Consider the following 25,808-nt stretch of genomic DNA (forward strand, 5'->3'; position numbering starts at 1 on the left):
AACTATTAAAATAAAAACTAATCTTGCTAAAAAACAAGAATCTATAGTACTTTTTTGTCCAGCAATTTTACCATAAAAGGTATTGGAAGCTGGGTATCCATCAGATAGTTATTACCACATAAAGCTAGCTCTAATCCTAGTTTAGTGTATGAAGTTTATGGAAGATAGATATTATTAAATACTCTTTAATTATTTAATAGTTAAATTGTTATAAAAATATTCTGATATTTAAGATTGTCAAATTTAAAATTTTAATAGTGGAGGAAACTATGCCTATTTATGAATATCGTTGCCAAGCATGTGGCCATGAGATAGAGGTTTTACAAAAGATTACAGATGAACCATTATCTCAATGTCCCTCTTGTAATACGTATCAACTAAGTAAATTAATTTCAGCTGCAGGTTTTCGCCTTAAAGGCGGTGGCTGGTATGAAACAGACTTTAAAAGTAATAAAAATAAACGAAATTTAGTCTCATCAAGTGATGCCCCAAAGGAGGGATCAAATAATACTGAGAGTGGTAAAGATAGTGCTGGACCAGCAACAACTCAGTCTAAAGAGAGTAGTACACTTACCACATCAACGAACAAATAAAATTTATATTTTTTAGTATTTACCTTTATTAATAAAGGTATTGTCGCTTACACTTATCGGCTTAACTATATTTATTTTGAGGAGTATTCATGCGCAGCCACTACTGCGGAGATTTGTCTATCAATCATCTGAATCAAGAGGTTATCGTTTGCGGTTGGGTAAATCGCCGCCGAGATCATGGAGGGGTTATTTTCATCGATCTTCGAGATAGAGAAGGTATCGTTCAATTAGTTTTTGATCCTCAGCACTCCCCAGAAAGTTTTACCCTTGCAGATCAAGTAAGAAGCGAATATGTCCTCCAAGTCAAAGGGCAAATACGACCTCGCCCAAAGGGAACTGAAAATTTAGATTTAGCGACTGGTCAAATAGAAGTGTGGGGGCAGGATCTAAAAATCCTCAATGCTTCGGAGACACCTCCATTTCCAGTAGATGAAAAAATGGAAGTAGGAGAAGAAACTAGATTACGTTATCGCTATATTGATCTTCGCCGTCCTGAAAATTTACAACGGTTGCGAACTCGCTCCTTAATTGTACAGCAGCTAAGAAATTTTTTAGACAGCCAAGGATTTATTGATATTGATACTCCTATTTTAACTAAGTCTACTCCAGAGGGAGCTAGAGATTTTCTTGTGCCTAGCCGAACCCATCCAGGAGAGTTTTTTGCGTTGCCTCAATCTCCTCAACTGTTTAAGCAATTGCTTATGGTTGCTGGGATAGATCGCTATTATCAAGTGGCTCACTGTTTTCGAGATGAGGATTTAAGAGCTGATCGGCAACCTGAATTTACTCAATTAGATATAGAAACTTCATTTATCCATGAAGATACCCTGATGGATCTGATGGAACAGATGATTACCAAATTGTTCGCTACGGTACTCAATACTCAGCTTACTACTCCTTTTACACGGATGGCCTATACAGAGGCTCTTAATCAATTTGGCTCAGACAAGCCTGATTTACGGATTCCTTTAAAGCTCATTGATATTGGAGATTTAATGCAGGAAGTAGAATTTAAAGTTTTCTCCGAGCCCGCACAAAATCCTCAGAGCCGAGTTGCGGTATTACGGCTACCAGGTGGCGCAACGTTAAGTCGGAAAGAAATTGATGATTACACAAAATTTACCGCAACCTATGGTGCTAAAGGACTTGCCTATATTAAAGTAATAAACTGTAGTCAAGGGACTGAAGGATTACAATCTCCCATTCTTAAGTTCATTCCTAATGAAGTAGTAGAAGAAATTTTAAATCGTACCCAAGCAGTAGATGGGGATATTTTGTTCTTTGGTGCTGATAAATCTTATATCGTAAACGAAGCTTTGGGTGCACTACGAGTTAAACTAGGTCATGATCATGGTTTAGTTGAACAGGGCTGGCGACCATTATGGGTAGTTGATTTTCCCATGTTTGAATGGGATGAAAAAGAAAATAGATGGCATGCACTTCATCACCCATTTACCTCTCCCAAAGAAGAAGATCTACCCTTACTTGAGCAAAACCCAGCCGCTTGCCGATCCCGTGCCTATGATTTAGTACTCAACGGTACTGAAGTCGGTGGGGGATCTATGCGTATTTTTCAATCTAAAACTCAAGCACAAGTATTTCAGCTTTTAGGAATTAATGATGTAGAAGTTCAAGAAAAATTTGGCTTTTTACTTAATGCACTAAAATACGGTTGTCCTCCCCATGGGGGTATTGCTTTTGGCTTAGACCGCTTGGCCATGTTAATGACTAGAAGCAACTCAATTCGAGAAGTGATTGCTTTTCCAAAAACTCAAACTGCCAGCTGCCCATTAACAGAAGCCCCCGGATCAGTTTCTGAATCTCAACTCCGTGAGCTTAAAATTAAGATAATTAATCAACCATCCCTTGTAAAATAGATAAGTAGCCAAAATTTTATAATCTTAAGAAGATGCTACCGTGCTAAATTGAATTGATTGTGGTATGAGTATTTTAATTCACAAGTAATTTTGACTAGTTTTTAATGGAGGCTAGAATTATGGCTGAAGCAGCAATAGCAATCCAAAATTACATGGATCTAAATGATGAGGATTGCCAAGCTCGAGCACTTAAAGCGAAAGAATCATTGGGATCAAAGTTAGTTATTCTTGGTCACCACTACCAAAGGGAAGAGGTCATTCGATTCGCTGATTATTCTGGAGATTCTCTGAAGCTTTCTCGTCAAGCCGCTGCTTCTGATGCAAAATATATTATTTTCTGTGGTGTACATTTTATGGCGGAAGTAGCAGACATTCTCTCCCGTCCTGAACAAGTAGTAGTACTACCCGATCTTGCAGCAGGGTGTTCTATGGCTGATATGGCAGATTTAGCAAAAGTAGAGAGAGCTTGGAAAGAGCTAGGTCGAATTATAGATACTCAGAAAGTTATTCCTGTGACCTATATTAATTCTGCAGCCAATCTAAAAGCATTTTGTGGACGTCATGGGGGTATTGTATGTACTTCTAGTAATGCTCAGGCTGTGCTGAGTTGGGCATTTGAACGTGGAGAAAAAGTATTATTTTTCCCCGATCAGCATTTAGGAAGAAATACTGCTTATAAAATGGGAATCTCTCTAGAGGAGATGGCAGTATGGAACTTTCTAAGACCTCGTGGAGGGTTAACGCCAGAGAAAATCTGTGATGCAAGAATTATCTTATGGCAAGGGTATTGCTCCGTGCATCAAATGTTTCAACCTGAGCATATTGATCGCTTCCTTGAACGCTATCCTGATGCAAAAATTATTTCTCATCCTGAAAATAGCTTTGAAGTATGCCAAAAATCCCATTATGTAGGATCCACTGAATACATCATCAAAACCATTACGGAAAGTCCACCAAACACACGATGGTTAGTAGGGACTGAACTGAATTTAGTCAATCGGCTACATGAACGATTTAAACACGAAGGTAAATCGATTCACTTCATGTCGCCCACTGTGTGTATGTGCTCGACTATGTTCCGTACTGATCCTCAGCATTTGGCTTGGTCTTTAGAAAATTTAGCTCAAGATAACGTTGTAAACCAAATTAAAGTACCAGAAAAAGATGCAGAACTTGCTCGTTTAACCCTAGATAGAATGCTTGAAATTTCTTAAGTTATATAGAAAAAATAATTATGAGTGAAACAACAGCCCAAAATACTTCAACCCATAAAATCCAGCCTAATGCAGAGCACACTTATGAAGTTACTTATGCAGATCTTCCCCTTTCTTGTCCTATGTCTTCAATGGAAAATTGGAACTCCCATCCTCGAGTTTATATCCCTATTACTGAGACAGGGAAAAGTCAATGTCCCTACTGTAGTGCCCAATATATTTTAAAAGGCTGGCATTCTCATCCAAAAAAACACAATACTTATTAAGAAATTGGTATTAGCGGCGAAAGAGCCAAAATACCAAACTGATGATGATGCTAATTAAAATAGAAGTTGTAATAGGGAAGTAAAAACTGAAATTTTCCCGCTTAATTACAATATCTCCTGGAAGCTGGCCTAGGTTTAACTTAGTGAGCCATGGCCAAGCTAACCCCACTAAAATAAATAATACTCCTAATATCATCAATATTCGTTGCATGGCATCTTCCCTTTTATATACAGCTAACATTTTATGCTACACCAAGTAGCGATTGGTGTAATTATCAATCAACAAGGACAAGTGCTTTTAGCAAAGCGTGCCCCTCATGTACATCAAGGGAATTTATGGGAGTTCCCTGGGGGGAAACTAGAGTTAAAGGAGAATGCTTATGAAGCTCTTGTTAGAGAGCTCAAAGAAGAATTAGATATTACCGTACTTAATGCTCGACCCCTATTACAGACTTACTATCACTATCCAGATAAATCAATTCAATTAAATGTATACAAAATCAGTAGTTTTTTAGGGATTCCTCAAGGAAGCGAAGGTCAGCCTATTATTTGGGTTTTCCCTAAGGATTTAAAAAATTATGCTTTTCCACAAGCTAGCCAACATATTATTAGAGCAATTCTCCTTCCTTCCATTTATTTAATTACTAATGATTTTGTAGAAAACCAGCAAAAATTCCTAGCAACCTTAAAGAGATCCTTAGATTCAGGAATACGCTTAATACAGTTAAGAGTTAAAAGTATCAGCCAAACTAATTATGTTGCTTTAGCAGAAAAAGCAAAAAATCTTTGTATGAACTACCAAGCAATTTTACTAGTAAATTCTCACTTTGAATGGATAAATACGGTTAATGTAGATGGAATTCATCTTACGAGTACCCAACTTATGAGTTTATCCAAGCGACCTTTAAATTCTGAAAAATGGGTGGCTGCTTCTTGTCATAATAAAGAAGAATTAGCTTATGCTGCTAAGATTGGTATTGATTTTACGGTATTGGGGCCAGTGTTTAAAACTCAATCCCATCCTAGTACTTTATCTATAGGTTGGCAGCATTTTCAAAAGCTTAAAAGTACAGTCCCTTTCCCTATTTATGGTTTAGGTGGGCTAACCTTAAATCATATTCAAGAATCTTGGAATCATGGGGCGCAGGGGATTGCAGCGATAAGTGCTTTATGGGGAAAATCGCTAAAATTACCTTCTTTTGATTAATATCATTTTTCAGGATACATATTCTCGATAGCATCCTTATCTAGGCGTTCTTCTCCAGGAATATAATGCTTTTCTCCTGCCCAAGCGCCTAAATCAACTAAACGGCATCGTTCACTACAAAAGGGTCTCCAGGGATTTTGCTCTGACCAAATAGCTTCTTTTTTACAGGTAGGGCAGGGGATAGCACGTCTACTCGATTTACTCACCATAAGTTTTTATGCTTTAGCTAAGGAAAGATAATATTGATGATAGCAGTTTATTTGTTCTGCTAAAGTAATTAAATCTTGATTATTAATTAAGCAATCATCAGCAGCACTTAGACGAAGTGCTTGAGAGCATTGTGTATATAGAATTGATTTAATTTTTTCATTTGGAAATTCATCTCTCTTTTTAACGCGCTCAAACTGCAAAGATTCAGGAACATCAACTACTAAAATACGATCTACAGATTTCTCTAGACCTATTTCCAATAACAGAGGAATAACTAAAATGCAGTAAGGCTTAATCCTCATATATTGACGAGCTTGGTGATAAATTTCCTTAATAATTCTAGGATGTAAAATAGCTTCTAATTCTTTCTTTGCTTGCTTATTGCTAAATATTTTCTGGTGAAGATATTGTCTATTTAGAACTCCTTTAGAATCTAGAACCTCTGAACTAAATATCTGTACAATTTCAGCTAAAGCAGGCTGGTTCGGAGCGACTAGTTCTCGGGCGATAATGTCTGCATCAATAATAGGTACTCCAAGATTTGAGAAAATCTGAGCTACAGTAGATTTACCACTGCCAATTCCTCCGGTAAGCCCAATTTTATAAATAGCTTTATCAACCAAACTTAGAGAGAGATAAATAAAAATGATTAATATCATCCCCCCACATTAAGGCTATCCATCCTGAAACAGCAATATAAGGACCAAAAGAGAGAGGGGTTTCTTTTGTTTGCTTAGTAATATAAAGCCATAAACTTCCGAATATAGCTCCTCCAAAAGAAGAGAACAAAATAATAATCGGAAGCATCTTCCATCCAAGCCATGCTCCTAACATACTCAAGAGCTTAAAATCCCCATATCCCATACCTTCTTTACGGGCTAGAATGCGGAATAACTGATAAATAAGCCAAAAGAAAAGATATCCAGCCACAGTTCCTATAATACTACTGTAGGCATCGGTAAATAGATCAAATAGACTTAGAATGAGTCCTAACCAAAGAAAGGGTAGAGTAATATCATCTGGCAAGATTTGATGATCAAAATCAATAAAACTTAGTACAATCAGTGCATAAGTTAATGTAAGTGCGGCTAACCCTTCCCAAGTGATACCAAAATGAAGTGCAACCACGAGCGAAAACATTCCTGTAAGGAGCTCTACTAGAGGGTAACGAGGGGAAATATGAGCTTTACAGTGGCTACAACGCCCTCGAAGTATGAGATAGCTCAATATAGGGATATTCTCCCAAGGGTAAACAATTTTTTTACAATGAGGGCAATGGGAGTGGGGGAGCCATAAATTAAATGATTCAGATTTAGGCAATGGGTTGCCCTGTAGTTCTGCACATTGAGATCTCCAGGTTCTCTCTATCATCAAAGGTAAGCGATAAATAATTACATTTAAGAAACTACCTATAATTAGCCCTAATATGAATGATGAAATTAAAAACAAGCTTGGATAATCATCAAAGAAAGATATAAATTCCATAGTAAGATGATTTTTATAATAAGTAATTTAAATGACAGATCCCATTTTAAAGATAGGAAGATACATGGCAATAACTAAACCACCAATAATCACCCCAAGTATAGCCATAATTACAGGTTCCATAAGACTACTTAAACTATCTACCGTATTATTGACTTCCTCTTCATAAGTATCTGCTATTTTCGTAAGCATTTGGCTGATAGATCCTGCTTCTTCACCAATAGATACCATTTGCACAACCATATCAGGGAAAAGATTGCTATCGCGCATTGCTACATATAAGCGACTACCAGTGGATACTTCATCTCGAATTTTTAAAATTCCTTCGGTATACATCATATTACCTGAAGCATTTGCCACAGATTTTAGTGCCTCAACCAGAGGAACACCAGCGGTAAACATGGTAGAAAGGGTACGAGCGTACCTAGAAATAATAGCTTTATTCAATGCTGAGCCAATAATTGGTATTTTAAGCATCATTTTATCGGAAAAATACTCTATACTCTTAGAACGTTTTTTCGCAGTGATTAGGCCATAGATAGTAACTCCTATCCCGGAGAAAATTGCCCACCACCATGTTTTAAAAAATTCAGAAAGATTCATGACAAATAAAGTAATTGCAGGTAAATCTGCGCCAAAACCCGTAAATAGATCTTTAAATTTAGGAATAACAAAAATAAGCAAAATTGCAGTAATGATAAAAGCAACTACCATAATAGCAAGAGGGTAAAATAGGGCTTTTTTTATTTTTCCTTTAACCGATTCTGTTCTCTCTTTATAAGTTGCAATTTTATCTAGTAGGGTTTCTAGAGTACCTGATTGTTCTCCAGCATGAACTAAATTACAAAATAGATTATCAAAGTGTTTCGGATATTTTTGTAATGCTTCGGCAAATGTACTACCATCTTCTACTTCTTTTCTTATTTTTTTTGCAAGCCTTTTCATTGCCTCATTTTCATGACTACGCCCAATTAAATCGAAGGACTGAATCATAGGAATACCTGCAGACATCATGGTAGCTACTTGACGACTAAATAGAGCAATTTCTTTTGGAGAAATTTTATTCTTGGAAAAACTAAAAAGAGGAGCAGGTTTTTTTTTGATTTTAAGAGATGTAATCCCTTGGCGGCGTAAATTAGCTTTGATTAAACTAATATTTTTACCTTCTATTTCTCCTTTTATTGTTTGACCCTGGCGATTATTTCCTTCCCAAATAAAAGTACTATTTTTTGTTTCAGCCATAACAAAATCACTCTTTAGTTACTCGATTTACTTCCTCTAAGCTAGTTACCCCAGAAATAATTTTTTTAACCCCAGATTGACGTAAGTCTGAAATACCCTCCTTTTTTGCCTGATCTGCTAATTCCATTGAATTTCCTCCACACATGATTATTTCTCCCATAATTTCCGAGACAGGCATTACTTGGTATATACCAATACGACCTTTATATCCTCCAGCACAATAATCACAACCATTTGCTTTATAGAAAATAGGTCTATCTGCGATCTGCTCTTCAGTAAATCCTTCTTCTAGTAGTACCTGATCAGGGATATGCTCCTCTGTTTTACAATGAGTGCATAAACGACGGACTAACCGTTGTGCAATAATTAAAGAAACAGCAGAAGCGATGTTATAAGAAGGCACTCCCATATTGACTAATCTAGTTAGGGTTTGAGGAGCATCGTTAGTATGTAGGGTAGAGAGTACCATATGCCCTGTTTGTGCCGCTTTAATAGCAATCTCTGCAGTTTCTAAATCTCGAATCTCACCCACCATAATCACATCAGGATCTTGACGTAGAAAAGATCTAAGAGCGCTGGCAAAAGTAAGTCCTACTTTGGGATGCACATTAACTTGATTAATCCCTGGTACGTTAATTTCTGCAGGATCTTCAGCGGTAGAAATATTTATATTCCCTGTATTTAGAATATTAAGTGCGGTGTAAAGAGAAACGGTTTTACCACTTCCAGTTGGTCCAGTGACCAATACCATGCCATAAGACTGATGGATAGTATCTAAAAATATCTTTTGCTGCTCTAATTCATAGCCTAAAGAGTGAATACCAATTTGGGCACTGGTAGGATCTAAAATTCTAAGTACTGCTTTTTCTCCAAATAAGGTAGGACAAGTACTTACTCGAAAATCAATGGATTTTTTATCAGAAATTTTTGCTTTCATCCGCCCATCTTGGGGAACCCGACGCTCTGCAATATCCAGTCGTGCCATTACTTTAATTCGAGAAGTAATTCGAGAGGATAAATTTACGGGAGGAGTAGCCACTTCGTGTAGAATACCATCTTGTCGATAACGCACCCGATAGGTTTTTTCATAAGGCTCAAAATGAATATCTGAAGCTCCACGATTGATAGCATCAAGAAGCAGACGATTTACAAAGCGAACAATAGGAGCATCTTCCTTATCAGACTCAATAAAATTTTCTTCTACTTCATCTTCATTTTGAGTACTTGCAACAGTTTCCAAGGTATTGCTTAGTTCTGCCAGCACTTTTCTATGATCCTGATTGATTTTTTCAATCATGGAAGAGAGTTTATCTTCCTCTACTAAGATAGGTTCAGTGCTTACTCCGGTATAAAACTTAATATTACTGAGTGCCTGTTGTTGGTTAGTAGGATCAGCAATTGCAATAAATAGCTTATTTCCCCGCTTGAATAAAGGAAATATTCGATGTTCGTAGACTAATTTTTCTTCAATGAGATTTTGAGGGCTATAGCTAATATCTAAAGTATTTAAGTTGAATAGAGGCATCCCAAATTCTTGAGAAGCAACTTGAGCAATACTCAAACTATCGACTAGCTTATGCTGAGTTAGGTAAGAGATAAAAGAGATATTTTCTTGTAGAGATTTTTTATAATAAAGTAGAGCATCTGATTCGCTTAATAAATTATGTTTTGCAAGACAATGGGATAAGGTGGCAATTTGTGCTTTCGATGGTGTCATAATTTATACATCCATATAGTAAAAGATATTTTTTACCATAAGAATAATTAATTATTATAAATATATGAAGTTTATTATAATAAATTATAATTTAGTTATTGAAATTTAAAATAAATAATATGTGTAAATATCAAAAGAAAATATTAAAGATCATTTTATTATTTTTTATTACCTTGTCTATAAGTGCTTGTGGACAAAAAGGACCCTTATATTTACCGAAGCAAAAAGAAAACTCCCATAAAACAATGAATTAAACTAAATTATGCACTATTTCAATTATCATCATAATATTTTATGGGCTGAACAAGTTCCTTTAACGGAAATTGCTACACGTTTTGGCACACCCTGTTATGTTTATTCTCGAGGCGGGATTGAAAATCAATGGAAAGCTTTTGATCAGGCCTTTAAAAATTATCCCCACCGAATTTGCTATGCTGTCAAAGCAAATAGCAATATTGCAGTTTTGAATATCTTAGCTCGGCTTGGATCTGGCTTTGATATTGTATCTTTGGGGGAATTAGAACGAGTATTAGTTGCAGGTGGGGATCCTAAAAAAATAGTCTTCTCTGGCGTGGGCAAACGTATTGATGAAATGAAAAGAGCTCTACAAATAGGGATTGCTTGCTTTAATGTAGAATCTCAAGCAGAGCTTATCCAGTTAAATAGTACCGCTCAATCATTAAATCTCCGGGCACCTGTTTCTTTACGAGTGAACCCTGATATTGATGCTCAAACCCACCCTTATATTTCTACTGGATTGCATGAAAACAAATTTGGAATAGAGATAGACAAAGCAATAAATGTTTATAATTATGGAATTAATCTATCAAATATTGACTTGCTAGGCATAGATTGTCATATTGGATCTCAGCTAACCTCTCTTTCACCTTTTATTGATGCTTTAGACAGAGTACTCATCTTGCTAGAGATGCTAGAACAACAACAAATTCCTATTTGTCATTTAGATCTAGGAGGGGGTCTAGGAATTACTTATCGTGATGAAATACCTCCTAGTCCTCAGCAATATGTAGCCGCACTTCTTGAAAAATTAGGAACACGGAACATAGAAATTTGGCTTGAACCAGGGCGTGCTATTGTAGGTAATAATGGTATTCTTTTAACTCAGGTAGAATACCTGAAACAAACAGGTGACAAAAATTTTATTGTTGTAGATGGTGCCATGAACGATCTGATTCGTCCTGCTCTTTATGATGCCTGGCAAGATATTGTACCAGTACAGATCAAACCAGAACTTAATCCTATATGCTCAGATGTGGTAGGACCTGTATGTGAGACAGGGGATTTTCTAGGAAAAGATCGATATCTTGATAGCCAAAGGGGTGATTTACTTGCAGTGCAATCAGCAGGTGCTTATGGGTTTACTATGAGTTCTAACTATAATTCACGCCCTAGAGCAGCAGAAGTTATGGTGGATAAAAACCAAACGTATTTAATAAGAAAGCGGGAAACAATTTCTTCCCTTTATGAAGAGGAATCTATTCTTCCAAAATAGCAATATGCACAGAGAAAATAAATGAATAGTCTTCAAGAGGATATTAAATTATATACATTACTTAAGCGACTACACGCTCGTAGCACTGCACAAAACGAAGAAATACAAGATTACATCGCTGTAGCTGGCTCAAAATCTATAGCAGGTACTACCTCCGATATGATAGCTGGACGGGTATTTTGGCAAGACAAACTGGTGGCACTTGATCAGGATAAAGCACAGTTCTGCTATCATTTATGTCGTGCAATGAGCACTCGAAAAGCAGTAGAAATAGGTACTTCATACGGAGTCTCAACTTTGTATCTTGCTGCGGCAATACGAGATAATGGTGGTGGTACTGTAATTGCTACGGAATATGAATCAATTAAAGCTACTGCAGCTCGTGCACATTTTCTTGAAGCGGGATTAGTCGATCAAATTGACCTACGAGAAGGGGATTTACGGCAAACACTTCAATCGCTTCCTCATAATTTAGATTTCGTGCTAATGGATATATGGCTACCCATGGTACACCCTGCACTTGAAATTATAGATCCATATTTACGCCCAGGTGCAGTAATTATTGCGGACAATACTGAAAGTTTCCGTAAAGATTATACTGATTTCTTTACATATCTTAAAACCCACAAATATACCACTCAAACCCTTCCATTTGAAGGGGGCTTAGAAATGTCTATAAAGCTAGGCTAAATTGTAATGGATATTGCTTTTACTAAGATGCAAGGGTTAGGCAATGATTTTGTGGTCATTAATACTATTTCTCAACCCATATCCCTTACTTCTACTCAAATTAAGTATATTGCTGATCGTCGACTAGGAATCGGTTGTGATCAAGTATTACTCATTACACCTCCTCCCTCCAGCCAAGTTGATTTTGGCTATCGAATTTTTAATCAAGATGGCGGAGAAGTGGAACAATGTGGTAATGGAGCACGCTGTTTTGCTCACTTTATCCATCATCATGATCTAAGTAATAAAAATATACTGCGTGTAGCTACCAAGGGAGGAGTGATTCAACTCCGAAGGGAGGAAAACGAGTGTGTTACAGTTGATATGGGTATTCCACGTTTTGATCCCAAGCAAATTCCCTTTAAAGTAAATGCAGAAGCATTATTTTACCCATTAACTGTAGCTAACCAATCTATAAAGATTGGTGCAGTATCCATGGGTAATCCCCATTGCGTATTACAAGTCCCAGATATTACTACAGCACCTGTAGGGGCTTGGGGGTTAGAATTAGAATCCCACCCCTTGTTTCCACAACGAGTTAACGTAGGTTTCATAGAAAAAATATCTTCCCACGAAATTAATTTAAGAGTTTATGAACGAGGTGTTGGAGAAACACCTGCTTGTGGTACTGGAGCTTGTGCTGCAGTAGCAGTAGGTAGAAAGCAGGGCTGGCTTGATGAATCAGTTTCAGTACATTTACTTGGAGGATCTTTACATATTATTTGGCAGGGAGAAAATAGCCCATTACTTATGACCGGACCTTCAAAAGTTGTTTTTGAAGGTTCAATTACACTCAATATAAGCAATTAATTTTAATTAGAGGTATTTCTTTATTCATCAGAGGTAATAGAGATGAAAAAAAAATTATTCGATAGCTCTTAACATAATTAAAATATTTAACAGAGTATATCTACCATCTATAGATCATTTTATTATTGACTATAGGTTTATTATAAACTCATATAATTATTATATTGCTATGGAAAACCATCAAAAAATTTGGGTAGATAATTTTATTCACCACCTTAAATACGAACGGAATTTATCACTCCATACGATGACAAGCTATCACCATGACTTAAAAAAAGTGATGGCTTTTTGTGATCAAGAAAAAATATCAAATTGGAAGCAGTTAAATTCCCGTGAAGTGCGAGCACTCATTACTAGTCTTTATAAAGAGGGCTTATCCAGTCGTAGTATTCAACGTTTACTTTCTGCCACACGTAGTTTTTATATCTATTTGCGAAAAGAACATGGAATAGATAACAGCCCTATAGAAAATATCACCCCTCCAAAGGAAGATCGCAAGCTTCCCAATAGTCTCGATACCGATCAAATTGCCCAGCTTTTTAATATTAACTCGGAAATAAATAACGAACTATTAATTCGTGACTGGGCAATACTAGAGCTATTTTACTCATCAGGACTACGTTTATCCGAACTTGCTCATCTAGATAGGGAAAATTTGGACTTAAATTCTGGAATGGTCCGAGTGGTAGGTAAAGGATCTAAAACCAGGGAAGTGCCTGTAGGTCGTCAAGCAATGGTAGTATTAAGCCGTTGGTTTAGTTTAAGATCAGCTTGGATTCGTAGCGGCGAACAAGCAGTATTTATTACTCGACGGGGATATCGTATTTCTCCACGGGCAATCCAAAAACGCCTGAACTTATGGGGGCGTATGCAGGGATTTAATGTAGCTATCCATCCCCACCGCTTGCGTCACGCATTTGCAACCCATTTATTAGAAAATAGTAGTGATTTACGAGCAGTACAAGAATTATTAGGCCATGAAAATATTAGTACAACCCAGATTTATACTCACTTAGATTTTCAGCACCTAGCAAAAGTATATGATCAAGCACATCCTAGAGCAAAAAGAAAAGCACATCCCCCTTAGTGGTAAGGATACTCAATTTTTCTTTGAAAGTTAAGATCGTGTTTTCTGAATAAAACTTTACTTTAGTGCTAAGCTTAGCCAAAAATTAGTTTTGGCTAGCACACTATTCTAAGCTAGAATGGTAGTTTTAGACTAATACTGAAATCTAGCGTTATGGTTGAGACTAGATTCTAATGCTGAGAATTAATAGGAGGAAAAATGTTAAGAAATATATTTTTTGCTTTAATTAGTGCTACTGCACTTACTCTGACTTCCACATCAGTTTTAGCAGCTGATGCAGGTGCTGGAAAAGATGCCTACGTAAAAAACGGCTGCGCCGCATGCCATGGTAGTGAAGGGCAAAGCGTCAATCCAAAGATGTTTCCAGTGCTCAAAGATAAAGATGCAAGCTTTATTGTAGAACAGCTTCAAGCATTTAAGTCTGGAGCTAGAGTAGGAAAAGGTGCTGGCGTTATTATGAATACAAAGGCTAAAGCACTTAGTGATGATGATATGGCCAATATTGCTGCATTTGTAACTGGCGGCTAATCTTTATCTTTTAGTTTTGTCTTTTAGAGAACGCTGGCATATTGCCAGCGTTTTCTTTTTTATAAGTATTTTTTTAAACCAATCTATATATTCCCTCTCTAAATTACTCTAATTACTGATCCTATATTTAAGTTTGATGCTTACTTCAATGTACTTATATAAGGGATTTTCATGTTCTTTAAAAGAAGAAATCTAAAGCAAGTGAGGATAGCAATACTTATTGCTATTAATTTGTGTATGGTATCCCCTAGACTATGGGGAATAGATTTAAATCCAGATAATATGGGAGATGCTTTAATATTTCCTTATTACACAGTTGCCAATAGTTTTAATACATCCATTTCCCTTACTAATACTACCGATCAAGTTAAAGAAGTTAAAGTGCGGTTTCGGGAAGGAGAAAATAGCTGGGAAGTACTTAGTTTTCATCTCTATCTCTCAGCCAAAGATAGTTGGATAGGGACATTAAATTTTGATAATAGTAATAGTAGTGTGTTGTTGAATACATCAGATAAATCCTGCACTATTCCTCCTATCCCTCCAGAAGGACTCCCTTTTAAAATCAGTGGGTTTACTCAAAATAATAATGGAACAATAGAAGCGATTGATGGCAGCTTAGATACACCCCAAGATCGCTTAACTCAAGGCTTTATAGAAGTATTAGAAATGGGGGTAATTAATAACCCAGAAAATAATCTAAATTTTACTCCTGCAACAGATGCAACTCATACAGGTGGAATCCCAAACAATTGCCAAGCCTTAACTGATGCTTGGAATCAAGGTGCTTGGGTAGGTGGTGTAATTTCAGGGCATACAGCAGGGGTATCTAGCCCTACAGGAGGACTCACTGGTACCGAAATAATCATAAATATTGCACAAGGAACAAGCTATGGCGTAAAACCAGTTATTATTGATCACACTTTCTATAATATAGGTGCAGCTAATCATCTTCCGCCACAAGTTTACGGACCAGATTTCTCTAGTGCTGATATAACCAGTCAGATGATTAAAGATAAAGTAATCATGACAAGTTGGTCCGATATAGGTCAGTCATTCTCTGAGTATACGGATAATCCTAATCAAGAGGCTATGATTCGAGGTAATCCTACACAAGGAGTCAATGCGGTCAGTGCAATACTTATGAACAGTGCAGTTTTTAATCAAGTCGCTATTGATCCTAGCTTGGCTGGGAAAACTTCATGGATATTTACTTTTCCCACAAAATGGTACTATACGCCCTTAAATAATTTAAGCTCAAGTACTGGAATAGCCCCATTTACCAGTAGTTTTGGGGCGACGGGAGCCCCAGAAAACATGAAAATTACTTTATTTAATCAAGAAGAACAGCAAGTACAAGATAATGCATCAACAATTTTATCCCCTTGGGCAGTTAATATTCTTGACTATTATTTGGATGCTGAAACTAACACATCATCCAGTCTTAATCATCTAGCAGAGATCATCACTATAAATAAAACTATGTTTAACGGATGGGCTAAGGTGCATCTAGCTGCTGATCTTCATCACCAGCTAAAAGCTAAGGACGGTACCGTATATTATGGCTTACCAGTGATTGGATTTAGCATACAGCAATTTGAAAGTAGCCATGTTGATGCTACTAACTTTTTCAGTAGTTCGTACACCCATAGCTTTAAATCTTGTATTTCTATCACAGATACTGCTTCATGCCATCAAAACAATACACCTATCAATGTAAATCAGCCCTCTCCTCCAATAATCACCCCAACCCCTGATATAGAGACCATGATTAAAACTGCAGTAACTGCTACAGAGCAACCAGCAAAACTTGCTGCGATTCAAGCTGCATTTACTGCTGCTACTCAACTAAGTTCCCTAACGAATACAGGTATTCATCAGCCTATCCAGCCTAATTTTGAGCCTATTGTAGTCGAAGCAGTACAAATTGCTACCGCTGATGCAAAACAAGCTGCAACCACTGCAGCTACTCAAGCAGCTTCAGCAGGGAAAACTCAAGCAGAAATAAATCAAGCTGCTATGACTGTAGCCACCCAGACTGCAACTATTACTGCAGCACAGACCGTGGCTAGCTTAATTAATTCAGAAGGTCTACAGTAATGATTACTTATCAAGGTAGTCATTTCCATACTCAGAAAGTATCAGGATTTACTTTAGTAGAATTACTCATTGCCATTACCTTAATGGGTATTATTATAGTAATTCTTTTTGCTGGGTTGCGACTGGCTACCCGCAGTTGGGAAGGGGTAGAAAATAAAAATAGCACCACTGAACGCTTTAGAGTCATCAATCATCTATTTCGCCGCCAAATTCGCTCTTTAAGCTTACCTTTTTATATAGCACCAAACCGGGGAAGGGCGTTGGCATTTTTTGGATCTGAACAAAGTATTTCTTTTGTTGCTCCATTTTTAGAAGATCTAGATTTGGGTGGGCTATATTGGATTACCTATGAGCTAACTTATAAGGATGGTGAATCAGCATTAGTTATGTATTGGCGACCCTATCGTCCTAACGAGCAGCAAATCAATAACTCAGATCGGGAGGTACTCTTGGAGAATATTTCTGCTATTCATTTTTCCTATTTTGGTGCTCTAAATCAAAACTTAAGACCTAATTGGTATAACTACTGGGATAATCCTAATCAACCCCCGCAAGTAATACAATTAAAAATTGAAGCCAATGATGTAGAATGGCCTGGAATTGTTGCTAAAATCCAGACTGATCCGCAAAATACGATGGGAGGAGGTGCAGGAGCAATTCGTTTTGGTCGTTAATAAACCAAGAGATTCAAAAAACTGTGGTATTGCCCTTGTTATTGTATTATGGGTAATTACCTTAGTTGCAGTCATTGCCAGTAGTTTTACTTATACAGTTCGGATTGAAACCAACTTAGCTACCCACTTAACAGAGCAAGCAGAAGCGAGAGCTCTGGCTGAAGGAGGAATTGTTTATGCTGCTTTTGATTTGCAGCGTCCTATGGGTACTCGCCAATTTACTCCCGATGGAACACCTTATTCTTGGTTAATCAATGATAACGCTGTTGCCATTTCAATACAGGATGTAAGCGGTTTAATTGATATTAATACAGGCAATGTTAATCTTTTTATAGGATTGCTTATTACTATAGGTATACCAAATGAAGAGATATTTTCTTTAATTGATAAAATCAAAGATTGGATCGATCCGGATGATATTCGCCAACCGCAAGGTGCTGAAAGACAGGATTATATAGCAGCTGGGTTACCTTATGGTCCTAAGAACGGATCTTTTGAAAGTATTATCGAACTACAACAAGTATTGGGTATGACTTCTGATTTATATCAACAAATCGCTCCCTTTGTTACGGTGTTTTCTAAACAAGGGGGTGTTAATCCAAGTGTAGCTCCTCCCGAAGTATTAATGGCTATTCCAGGAACTACTCCAGATTTAATTGAATCCTATATGCAAGCACGGGAAACAAGAAAATTACAAGGGCAAAGCCCTCCCGTTCTTCCTACAGGTGCCGAATTTCAGGGTTTAAACGGAGGACAAGCCTATAAAATACGATCAGAGGTTGAAATTATTAATGGTGGCAGTGCTATCGCTGAAGCGGTTATCTCCGTTAATAACGTAGGATCTGGTACTGCGGTACAAGGAGTAGGAACAAGGTCTGTGATGCCTAATTTTAGCGTACTTGAATGGAAAAGTGATTAGTTTTTATTTGTCACTGTTTTAAATTTCGATTACTAAATATTTTGCTTGCAATGAGTTTTAAACTAAAATGGTCTAATCAAGCTGGACAGAATTCTTTTAGAGGCTTTCTCACTTCTTCTCCCGGATTAAATCGATTTTTTGCTTGGTGGTGGGAAGGATTAAAGCATTGTATCCCTCAATCCTTACAAAAATCTCTATGGAGAGAAAAAATAAAAATTATTCTCCTCCCTCAAGGAGAAGGGTTGCGGATTATCCGTAACCAAAAGGGACAAAAAGAGGAATTAGGATTTTATGATGGAATCCAGCATTGGGATAAAGCCCTACTTGGGGATAGTTATCAACTCATTTTTCGTTTATTTTCCACACAAACCCTTACCAAATCTATAGAGCTTCCCTTAGCTGCAGAAGAGAATCTTCGTCAAGTGCTAGCCTTTGAAATGGAGCGACATACGCCATTTAATGCCAACCAAGTATATTATGACTATACAATTATCAATCGCCATACAAGTCGAGAAAAAAAAATTGTAGTAGGTCTTGCCCTAGTACCTAGAGAGATTTTAACGCAATGGCTCACTAAATTAGAAAAATGGGATTTGCAGCCAGAAAGAGTAGATGTGATAGGTACACAATATGAGGGGAAAGTTAACTTATTACCTTTAGAATTTCGCTCTAGTAAAACCCTAACACTACAAAGCAAGACTATCTTTGCTCTAGGAGGTTTATCTTTTCTGCTTATTGTTGCAGCATTATTATTGCCTCTATGGCAAGAACGCTCAGTAGTAATTAAGCTTATGGCAGAAACAGCTGCAGCACATCTCCAAGCTAATAGAATAATTACGATTCGTGATCAAGCAGATGAAGCAGTTGAAAACTCAGAATTTCTTGCAACCCAAAAAGAGCAAGCACCTATTATTATAGATCTACTCTATGAGCTCACTCATTTATTCCCGGATAGTATTTGGATTCACCAATTTACCATTAATAAAGATCAAATAGATATCCAAGGAGAAGCGCAGGAAGCTTCTGCTCTCATCACCTTACTAGAAAATACTCCTTATTTTGAGCAGGTACAATTTCGATCTCCAGTAACCACTAACCAAGTAACAAATAGGGACCGTTTTCACATTACTGCTCGACTTTTATTACCAAAAGCAACTTCATGAAATCTATCTCTCTAGATAACTTGCCTAAAAAATGGCATAGTGTAGTTGCTGTCAGCCTATTGCTTTTAGTGTTATTTCTATTATATTTGATAACACTACAACCTATCTTAGATAAGCATAAGTATTATCGGGATAATATTGAAGCTTCTATCCAGAAATTAAATCGCTATCGACGCATTATTGCTCGCGAACCAGAATTAACCGCAAAGCTTGAAAAACTTAATCAAGATCAAAGCCACAATCACCTTTATTTGGGACAACAATCGGACGCATTAGCTGCTACGCAACTCCGTCAATGGGTAAAAACAGCTGTAGAATCAAATGGCGGTATTTTAACCAGCACCCAAAATTTACCAGTTATTAACAATAAAAATTTTTTTAAAATTGGGATTAAGGTTCGATTAAGCGGAGGGGTAAATATGCTAAGGCAATTATTTTATACTCTGGAGTCTCATCGCCCTTTACTCTTTATAGAGAATCTTCAAATCTCAGGACGACAAATTCGCCAGCGTAGCCGTGTTGATCCTAAAAATATTATTGAAAAAACCGAGTTAACCGTAAATTTTGATTTATATGGGTATATGAGAGGTATGAGTGAGGCAAGTAACCCCTAGGTATAAAATTCTTATTTTTGGGTTAATTAGCCTATGTGCTTTAATGATATTAATCATTCTTTGGGAATTAAAATTTCCAGTTACTATACATAAGAGCTTAGAATCATCTTCACCCTTATCTTCTGGGCTAGAAGCAGAATCTGAAAAAGAACAAAGCTTAAAAAAAGATTCTTTGAATAATAATATTCCCCCTTTGACCTATTATAAGGAAATCATTGAACGTCCTTTATTCCATCCAAATCGTAGACCCTTAGACCCAGAAGAGGAAGATGAAGATAATCTTACCCCTGAAGAGCGTGCTAAAAGAAATAACAAGGATAAACAGGTAGAGCAACCACCTATTAAAGATCGATTTACTCTAAATGGAATAGCAATAGATGGAGGTAAGGCAATAGCACTGTTAGAGGATCATAAGGAAAAAAAGATACTGCGACTTTCCCAAGGAGAGCAATTAGAGAACTGGAAAATTAAGAATATTCTCTCTCATAGTGTAGTTTTTAGTCTAAAAAATCGTACTGAAACTTTAGATTTAGTGCGAATTTTTACCTCTAACCCTAAAAAAGCTACTCAACCTGTCAAACGATAGACATATTCTATTTCTTATATTATAAAATTTCAGATGCCAAGTATCTTAAAATGATTATCTATCATATGCCACCTCAGTTGTTAGCTTTTCTATTTTTACATAAAAAAATATCAAAAAAATGGAATTGCTTACGATTTTATGGAGTGCTTGTAAGTATTTTAGTTTTTTTTACTGCTTGCAGTAGCCATCTCTCTCACTCTCCAACAACACGAAGCCGTGTAGATCTAAAAAAATCTAAAGAAGCAACACAAGTAGCAACCACTACGTCCTTATCAGAAAACAAATCCCTCCAACATCTACCCAAAAAAGGCCAACCTGAAGGATTGAGTAAGAATGGAGAGATTAAAATGGCTAAAAAAGACAAAGATAAGGATGAAGATAAAAAAACAAAAACTGATCTCTACCCTGGTAATAATCAATTCTTTAACCAAAAAGTAGCTCAAAAACCACAAAAATTCCAGCTAGTAGAAGGAGCAGTTTTACTTAATTTTGAAAACACAAGCATTCAAGAGGTCGTCAAAACCCTTCTTGGAGATATTTTAGAAGAAAATTATGTAATTGACCCTGCAGTTCAAGGTGTAGTGACGGTACAAACGGGTCGTCCCTTAGAAAAAGGTATGCTCATTCCCACCTTAGAATCCCTGCTGGGTATAAATGGAGCAGCTCTCGTGCGTGTACAAGGGATGTATAAAATTATCCCGACCAATCGAGCTATTCCAGGTAATTTGACTCCTCGTCTAAAAGTGTCCTCTGAGCAGGAAGTTATTGGCTATCAGGTACGGATTGTTCCTTTAAAATATATTGGAGCTGGGGAAATGGAAAAAATTCTTACTCCATTTGTGCCAGAAGGATCCATAATACGAGTTGATCCAGTACGTAGTTTAATTATCTTGGCAGGTAGCCATCAAGAACTTGATCAATGGCAAGAAACAATTAATATTTTTGATGTGAACTGGCTTAAAGGAATGTCCGTAGGACTCTATCGATTAAAACAAAGTGATGCTACTTCTATTTCCGAGGCGCTAGAAACCCTATTTGGACCGGAGGCAGATACTCCACTGGCGGGTATGTTTCGGATGGTGCCCCTTGATCAGCTCAATGGAATACTAGTCATTACCTCTCAGTCTGAGTACCTAAAAGAGGCAGAGACTTGGATTAAACGCCTAGATTTAGGTGAGCAAGAAGAAGATCAAGAACACTTTTATTTTTACCAAGTGCAAAATGGCGTAGCTGAAGATTTAGCTATGTTGCTTCAACAAACTTTTGGTATTGAAGGAAGTAGTACTGCGGAAGGTGGTGGTCGAGTTGCCCCCGGGCAGCAAAGAAGCGGTTTATCCTCAAGTGGCATGGGTGGTGGTATGGGTATGGGTGGTGGTATGGGTATGGGTGGTGGTATGGGTATGGGTGGTGGTATGGGTATGGGTGGTGGTATGGGCATGAGTGGCGGTGGTAGTAGTGGTATGAGCGGCGGTGGCACGATGGCTTCTTTTAAGGCTACTAAAAAATCCACGGGTATTAAAAAGGGAAATGCATCTCATCAAGCATCTAATACCCAAATGAGTAGCTCAGAAAACTCAGATGTGATTGCCTATCCAGCCGAGACTGATGAAAGTGGATCAAAGAGTAAACTTAAGGCATTAGGAGCTGCTTTAAAGGGAAGTAAAAAAGAACAAGAAGAGCCTGAAGTACGGATCGTACCGGATGTTACGAACAATGCCCTACTCATTGCAGCAAAACCGCCTATGTATGAAAAAATTAAGGCAGTGCTGAGGCAAGTAGATATTCCACCACGGCAAGTACTAGTAGAGGCTTCTATTGCAGAGGTAAATCTAGGTGGAAATCTCCAATTTGGAATTGAATGGTTTTTTAAAAACAACATTGGACGTGGATTTAATAATAACTTTAGTGGCACAGGTACGGTAAATTCAAATGTAATTCCTCTACCAAGTCCTGTGCCAGGAGGTGCTATAACAACAGCACCTAGCTTCACCTATGCAATAACAAGTGGAGCTCAAGTAAATGCGTTACTTCAAGCATTGGCTAATGAAAATAAACTTAATGTGCTTTCCTCACCTCAGCTGTTAGTATTGGATAATCAAATGGCACAAATTATGGTGGGAAACCAAGTGCCTATTCTCTCTGGTCAAGCTGCATTAGGTGGGATTGCAGGAGGGGGAGCTTTAACCTCTCAAGTACAATATAAAAATACTGGAGTAATGCTTGCTGTGATCCCAAGAGTAAATGCAGGAGGGCGTGTCACCTTAGAAATTGATCAAGAAGTTACAGATATAGGCCCTTCTTTCACCTCAGGAAGTATTTCTAACCCTAGCTTTTTGCAAAGAGCTTTTAAAAGTGTTGTCACCGTTCAAGATGGGCAAACTATTGTATTAGGGGGGTTAATTAAGACTAATGATCAGTTTAATAAATCAGGAGTACCTGTATTATATAAACTTCCTCTAATTGGTAATCTTTTTGGTACTACCTCTAATCAAAAAACACGTCAGGAGCTAGTCGTACTTATGACACCAAGAGTAGTAGAAAACCAAACCGATGCCACCCTAGTGACGAGCGAAATGCGGAAAAAAATGAAATATGCTGAAGATATCATCAAAAATGAAAATATTGTACAAAAGACGAAAACAAGAACCCATATGGGGGATATTGATATAGGTAATCAAGAGCCCATTGGTTATGGTCCTGTACCTTATGAAGATTCAACACTCTCGAATGAACAAAAAGATTTAGATCAAAATACTACCTATCATTAGCTAGATTTCAGAATAGGGTTTGTCTATATACTAAATATAGTAAGTTTGGTAATAAATTAAACAGGTTAATTTCCGATAAATTAATAGATTAGTACAATAATCTATTGTATTTTCTGAAAATAAAATTTATAATTTAAATTTATTGAATTTTTATAAATATCGCTTAAGATAATAAAACTTATAGCAACCATCATTAACCCATACCATTTAGAAAAGTAGTCATCTTTTGTCGAATCGAATCCTTATTCAAATATTTATTTACTTATTAAAATTTACCTTACTCTTAGGAGCGTTTGCCCTAATAGGGTGTACTTCTGTACCTAAAGAACAACAAGTAGGAGAACGAGCGGTTGCACGCTGGCAGGCTTTAATTACTCAAGATTGGCAAAGGGCTTATAATTATCTTAGTCCCGGATATCGAGGAGTTCACTCCCTAGATCTCTATAAGTCTCGCTTTGGCAATGCGGTGCACTGGGAAGATATTCGCTTAACAGAGACTACTTGCAGTGAAGAGAATCTGTGTAGGGTAGTCTTGAGTCTAACATTTACTTATACTGGTCATGTGGGTCAAATGGTGCCTGGGCAACATCAGCAAATTATTAAGGAGAAATGGATCAAAGAGCAAAACCAATGGTGGTATTATATCCCAAAATAGCTATATATGGTTTTTAGTTTTAAAAATCATGGTTATTCTTCATTAAAAAATTGTAACAAGGAGATAATATAGAATGAAAAAGACAAAACTAGCTACTGCCTTAGCTTTAGCGACAGTAGGTGCTGGAGCATGGCAGGGTGCTCAAGCAGTTAATCTAAACCCTGATGGGTCAGGCGATGCCCTCTATTTTCCTTACTATACTGTACGGACTTCTGATAGTGGCAGTGCTATGACCACCTCTATCGTAATTGTCAATACCACCAATCAAACTAAAGAAGTCAAGGTTCGTTTTAGGGAAGGAAAAAACAGCTGGGAAGTCTTAGACTTTGATCTCTACCTCTCTCCTCAAGATGTATGGACCGGTGCATTAACTATGAGTCCAAATGGAGGGGGTATGCTCTCTACCTCTGATACATCCTGTACTGTACCTGCCATTCCTCAAGGGGGGGTAGAATTTATTCCCAGTGAATTCTCTAATCAGAGCTCCTCTGTTTATTTCCCCGATGGTGGTGGAGAGGGGTTAGATCGTACTACAGAAGGCTATGTAGAAATTCTAGAGATGGGGGTTATCAATGATACTAGCGAAGCTGCTACGGGAACTAATGCGAGTTTAAGCTCAGGACAACAATTTACCCCAGCCACTTGGGCTAAGCATAATAGTGCAGGGACACCTAACAATTGCCAAGCTTTAGTCAATGCATGGACCAATGGTATATGGTCTACCACAGGTAATGTCGCTGGAGTCAGCGAGCCCACCGGTGGGTTGATGGGAGAGGCCAATATTATTGATGTGGCTGATGCGGTCAACTACGGGATCAATGCGGTTGCTGTTGATCATACCTTCCAAGGAGTCGGTACAGCTAACCATGTACCGCTAGGTACCGATGAGCCTAATCTGGCCAGTGCAAGTACTATCAGTAATGTCTTTACCCCAGGAGCATCTAGCCAAGTTGCTACTGATACTTGGAATGGTAATTTAAAATTTGCAAAATATTTATCTACACCTACTTCCCCAGTGCTTATGAATGGCTGTCCTACCAATGGGGTGGATGCGGTCAGTGCAACTTTAATGCGCAGTGCAATTATGAATCAATATACCATTGATACTAGCTTAAACGCTGGAACCGATTGGGTGATTACCCAACCTACTAAATGGTATTATGTGCCATTTCAAAATCCAAGTAGCTCCGGTTCTGGTGGTTCTAGCGGCACTACCATTGATGGAGATCAAAATGGTAATGTAAATACTTTCTGTACAAGTGCAGGCGTTTCTAACCCAAGTAGTGCCCCTACTTCAGCAGTTGCTCCTTATACCGTTGTATTCAATGCCAATGGGAAAGGTACAGCCCCAGAGCCTATCAATGCCACCATTTATGGCAGAGAAGAGCAAGTGGCTATTGGTCAAACCAGCACCATCGGTTTTTCCCCACGTCCTGTATCCCAGGGGGTGAGCAATGCATTACCTTATGAAGTCACTGTATTGAGCTTTAACAGCCAAAGTAATACCTCTGTATTAGGTTCCCAGCTGCTCAATGTTATTCAAAGTAGTGGTAATGTGCAGCCTAGTGGTTGGGTTAATCTTGATTTAACACCTGGCCATACTATGAAAGGAACTAATACGTTTCTTGGCTTACCTGTGATTGGATTTGCAGTAGAGCGATTCCAAAACGGTGTGGTACAAGCAGGGGTGCTTAATAATTTTGGGGCTGAGTTCGTTCATACCTATGAGCGCTGTGTTAATGGCACCATAACAAATGGTGTATGTAGTACTGGAACATCTGGCACTGGTACTGGTACTGGCACTGGCACTGGTACTGGCACTGGTGGTAACTCTTAATAAAATTAGTAACAAAC

The 25,808-nt window shown here is 37.6% G+C and carries 26 protein-coding genes; 20 read left to right on the plus strand and 6 right to left on the minus strand.

Features of this window, described 5'->3' with window-relative positions; genetic code table 11:
• The first annotated feature begins 269 nt into the window (after positions 1-269).
• From NSCAC_RS00445 to NSCAC_RS00460, 4 genes are all read left to right on the plus strand, one after another.
• Positions 270-593 carry an FmdB family zinc ribbon protein gene (locus tag NSCAC_RS00445; protein ID WP_197744498.1) on the plus strand — a complete coding sequence of 108 codons (324 nt, stop codon included), beginning with the start codon at positions 270-272 and terminating at the stop codon, positions 591-593.
• A gap of 89 nt (positions 594-682) precedes the next feature.
• Complete coding sequence (gene aspS / locus NSCAC_RS00450) at positions 683-2,470, plus strand: aspartate--tRNA ligase (RefSeq protein WP_197744499.1); 1,788 nt, start codon at positions 683-685, stop codon at positions 2,468-2,470.
• A 104-nt stretch (positions 2,471-2,574) separates the two neighbouring features.
• A complete protein-coding gene (gene nadA / locus NSCAC_RS00455; protein WP_232085936.1) occupies positions 2,575-3,684 on the plus strand; it encodes a quinolinate synthase NadA in 1,110 nt (369 codons plus the stop codon).
• A gap of 20 nt (positions 3,685-3,704) precedes the next feature.
• Entirely contained in the window at positions 3,705-3,950 is a 246-nt protein-coding gene (locus NSCAC_RS00460; protein ID WP_197744500.1) for a zinc-finger domain-containing protein, read from the plus strand.
• A 10-nt stretch (positions 3,951-3,960) separates the two neighbouring features.
• Here the strand turns inward: NSCAC_RS00460 and NSCAC_RS00465 are convergent, their stop codons facing one another.
• Positions 3,961-4,161, minus strand: coding sequence for a DUF2905 domain-containing protein (locus NSCAC_RS00465; protein ID WP_197745206.1), 201 nt, complete (start codon positions 4,159-4,161; stop codon positions 3,961-3,963).
• Between the two features lie 33 nt (positions 4,162-4,194).
• Here NSCAC_RS00465 and NSCAC_RS00470 point away from each other — a divergent pair, with 33 nt between their 5' ends.
• Positions 4,195-5,157 (plus strand): Nudix family hydrolase, encoded by a 963-nt coding sequence (locus NSCAC_RS00470; protein ID WP_197744501.1) that lies wholly within the window; start codon positions 4,195-4,197, stop codon positions 5,155-5,157.
• A gap of 2 nt (positions 5,158-5,159) precedes the next feature.
• On the opposite strand, the gene yacG is transcribed toward NSCAC_RS00470, so the two are convergent.
• Genes yacG through pilB form a run of 5 tightly spaced genes read right to left on the minus strand, consistent with a single transcriptional unit; the run spans position 5,160 to position 9,811 of the window.
• Positions 5,160-5,366: a DNA gyrase inhibitor YacG gene (gene yacG / locus NSCAC_RS00475; protein ID WP_197744502.1), complete on the minus strand. Its 207-nt coding sequence runs from the start codon at positions 5,364-5,366 to the stop codon at positions 5,160-5,162.
• 6 nt (positions 5,367-5,372) lie between these two features.
• Positions 5,373-6,026, minus strand: coding sequence for a dephospho-CoA kinase (gene coaE, locus NSCAC_RS00480; protein ID WP_197744503.1), 654 nt, complete (start codon positions 6,024-6,026; stop codon positions 5,373-5,375).
• Positions 5,983-6,852 (minus strand): prepilin peptidase, encoded by an 870-nt coding sequence (locus NSCAC_RS00485; protein ID WP_197744504.1) that lies wholly within the window; start codon positions 6,850-6,852, stop codon positions 5,983-5,985. The genes coaE and NSCAC_RS00485 overlap by 44 nt, the downstream gene beginning before the upstream one ends.
• Before the next feature lie 27 nt (positions 6,853-6,879).
• Positions 6,880-8,094, minus strand: coding sequence for a type II secretion system F family protein (locus NSCAC_RS00490; RefSeq protein WP_197744505.1), 1,215 nt, complete (start codon positions 8,092-8,094; stop codon positions 6,880-6,882).
• Between the two features lie 7 nt (positions 8,095-8,101).
• Positions 8,102-9,811, minus strand: a complete 1,710-nt coding sequence (pilB, locus tag NSCAC_RS00495; protein ID WP_269474122.1) for a type IV-A pilus assembly ATPase PilB — start codon at positions 9,809-9,811, stop codon at positions 8,102-8,104.
• Between the two features lie 119 nt (positions 9,812-9,930).
• On the opposite strand from pilB, the gene lptM reads away from it, so the two are divergent.
• From lptM to NSCAC_RS00570, 15 genes are all read left to right on the plus strand, one after another.
• Positions 9,931-10,065: an LPS translocon maturation chaperone LptM gene (gene lptM, locus NSCAC_RS00500; RefSeq protein WP_197744506.1), complete on the plus strand. Its 135-nt coding sequence runs from the start codon at positions 9,931-9,933 to the stop codon at positions 10,063-10,065.
• Between the two features lie 8 nt (positions 10,066-10,073).
• Positions 10,074-11,324, plus strand: a complete 1,251-nt coding sequence (gene lysA / locus NSCAC_RS00505) for a diaminopimelate decarboxylase (protein WP_197744507.1) — start codon at positions 10,074-10,076, stop codon at positions 11,322-11,324.
• 21 nt (positions 11,325-11,345) lie between these two features.
• Positions 11,346-12,014 carry an O-methyltransferase gene (locus NSCAC_RS00510; RefSeq protein ID WP_197744508.1) on the plus strand — a complete coding sequence of 223 codons (669 nt, stop codon included), beginning with the start codon at positions 11,346-11,348 and terminating at the stop codon, positions 12,012-12,014.
• A 6-nt stretch (positions 12,015-12,020) separates the two neighbouring features.
• Positions 12,021-12,863: a diaminopimelate epimerase gene (gene dapF / locus NSCAC_RS00515; RefSeq protein WP_197744509.1), complete on the plus strand. Its 843-nt coding sequence runs from the start codon at positions 12,021-12,023 to the stop codon at positions 12,861-12,863.
• 169 nt (positions 12,864-13,032) lie between these two features.
• Positions 13,033-13,950, plus strand: coding sequence for a tyrosine recombinase XerC (xerC, locus tag NSCAC_RS00520; RefSeq protein WP_197744510.1), 918 nt, complete (start codon positions 13,033-13,035; stop codon positions 13,948-13,950).
• Positions 13,951-14,148: 198 nt separating this feature from the next.
• Complete coding sequence (locus NSCAC_RS00525; protein WP_197744511.1) at positions 14,149-14,478, plus strand: c-type cytochrome; 330 nt, start codon at positions 14,149-14,151, stop codon at positions 14,476-14,478.
• A 237-nt stretch (positions 14,479-14,715) separates the two neighbouring features.
• On the plus strand, positions 14,716-16,575 hold the full coding sequence (locus tag NSCAC_RS00530; RefSeq protein ID WP_197744512.1) for a hypothetical protein: 1,860 nt from the start codon (positions 14,716-14,718) through the stop codon (positions 16,573-16,575).
• A complete protein-coding gene (locus tag NSCAC_RS00535; RefSeq protein WP_197744513.1) occupies positions 16,575-17,249 on the plus strand; it encodes a prepilin-type N-terminal cleavage/methylation domain-containing protein in 675 nt (224 codons plus the stop codon). Before NSCAC_RS00530 ends, NSCAC_RS00535 begins: the two co-directional genes overlap by 1 nt.
• Complete coding sequence (locus NSCAC_RS00540; RefSeq protein ID WP_197744514.1) at positions 17,239-18,168, plus strand: type II secretion system minor pseudopilin; 930 nt, start codon at positions 17,239-17,241, stop codon at positions 18,166-18,168. The genes NSCAC_RS00535 and NSCAC_RS00540 overlap by 11 nt, the downstream gene beginning before the upstream one ends.
• 50 nt (positions 18,169-18,218) lie before the next feature.
• Positions 18,219-19,331, plus strand: a complete 1,113-nt coding sequence (locus NSCAC_RS00545) for a PilN domain-containing protein (RefSeq protein ID WP_197744515.1) — start codon at positions 18,219-18,221, stop codon at positions 19,329-19,331.
• A complete protein-coding gene (gene gspM, locus NSCAC_RS00550) occupies positions 19,328-19,945 on the plus strand; it encodes a type II secretion system protein GspM (RefSeq protein WP_232085937.1) in 618 nt (205 codons plus the stop codon). Before NSCAC_RS00545 ends, gspM begins: the two co-directional genes overlap by 4 nt.
• Positions 19,946-19,988: 43 nt before the next feature.
• Entirely contained in the window at positions 19,989-20,531 is a 543-nt protein-coding gene (locus NSCAC_RS00555; RefSeq protein ID WP_197744516.1) for a hypothetical protein, read from the plus strand.
• Positions 20,532-20,581: 50 nt separating this feature from the next.
• A complete protein-coding gene (gene gspD, locus NSCAC_RS00560; RefSeq protein WP_197744517.1) occupies positions 20,582-23,299 on the plus strand; it encodes a type II secretion system secretin GspD in 2,718 nt (905 codons plus the stop codon).
• A gap of 226 nt (positions 23,300-23,525) precedes the next feature.
• Entirely contained in the window at positions 23,526-23,954 is a 429-nt protein-coding gene (locus tag NSCAC_RS00565; protein WP_197744518.1) for a hypothetical protein, read from the plus strand.
• Positions 23,955-24,027: 73 nt separating this feature from the next.
• Positions 24,028-25,791, plus strand: a complete 1,764-nt coding sequence (locus NSCAC_RS00570) for a hypothetical protein (protein WP_197744519.1) — start codon at positions 24,028-24,030, stop codon at positions 25,789-25,791.
• Positions 25,792-25,808 lie beyond the last annotated feature (17 nt).

The sequence above is a fragment of the Candidatus Nitrosacidococcus tergens genome (genome assembly GCF_902810445.1).
Taxonomy (GTDB): Bacteria; Pseudomonadota; Gammaproteobacteria; order Nitrosococcales; family Nitrosococcaceae; genus Nitrosacidococcus; species Nitrosacidococcus tergens.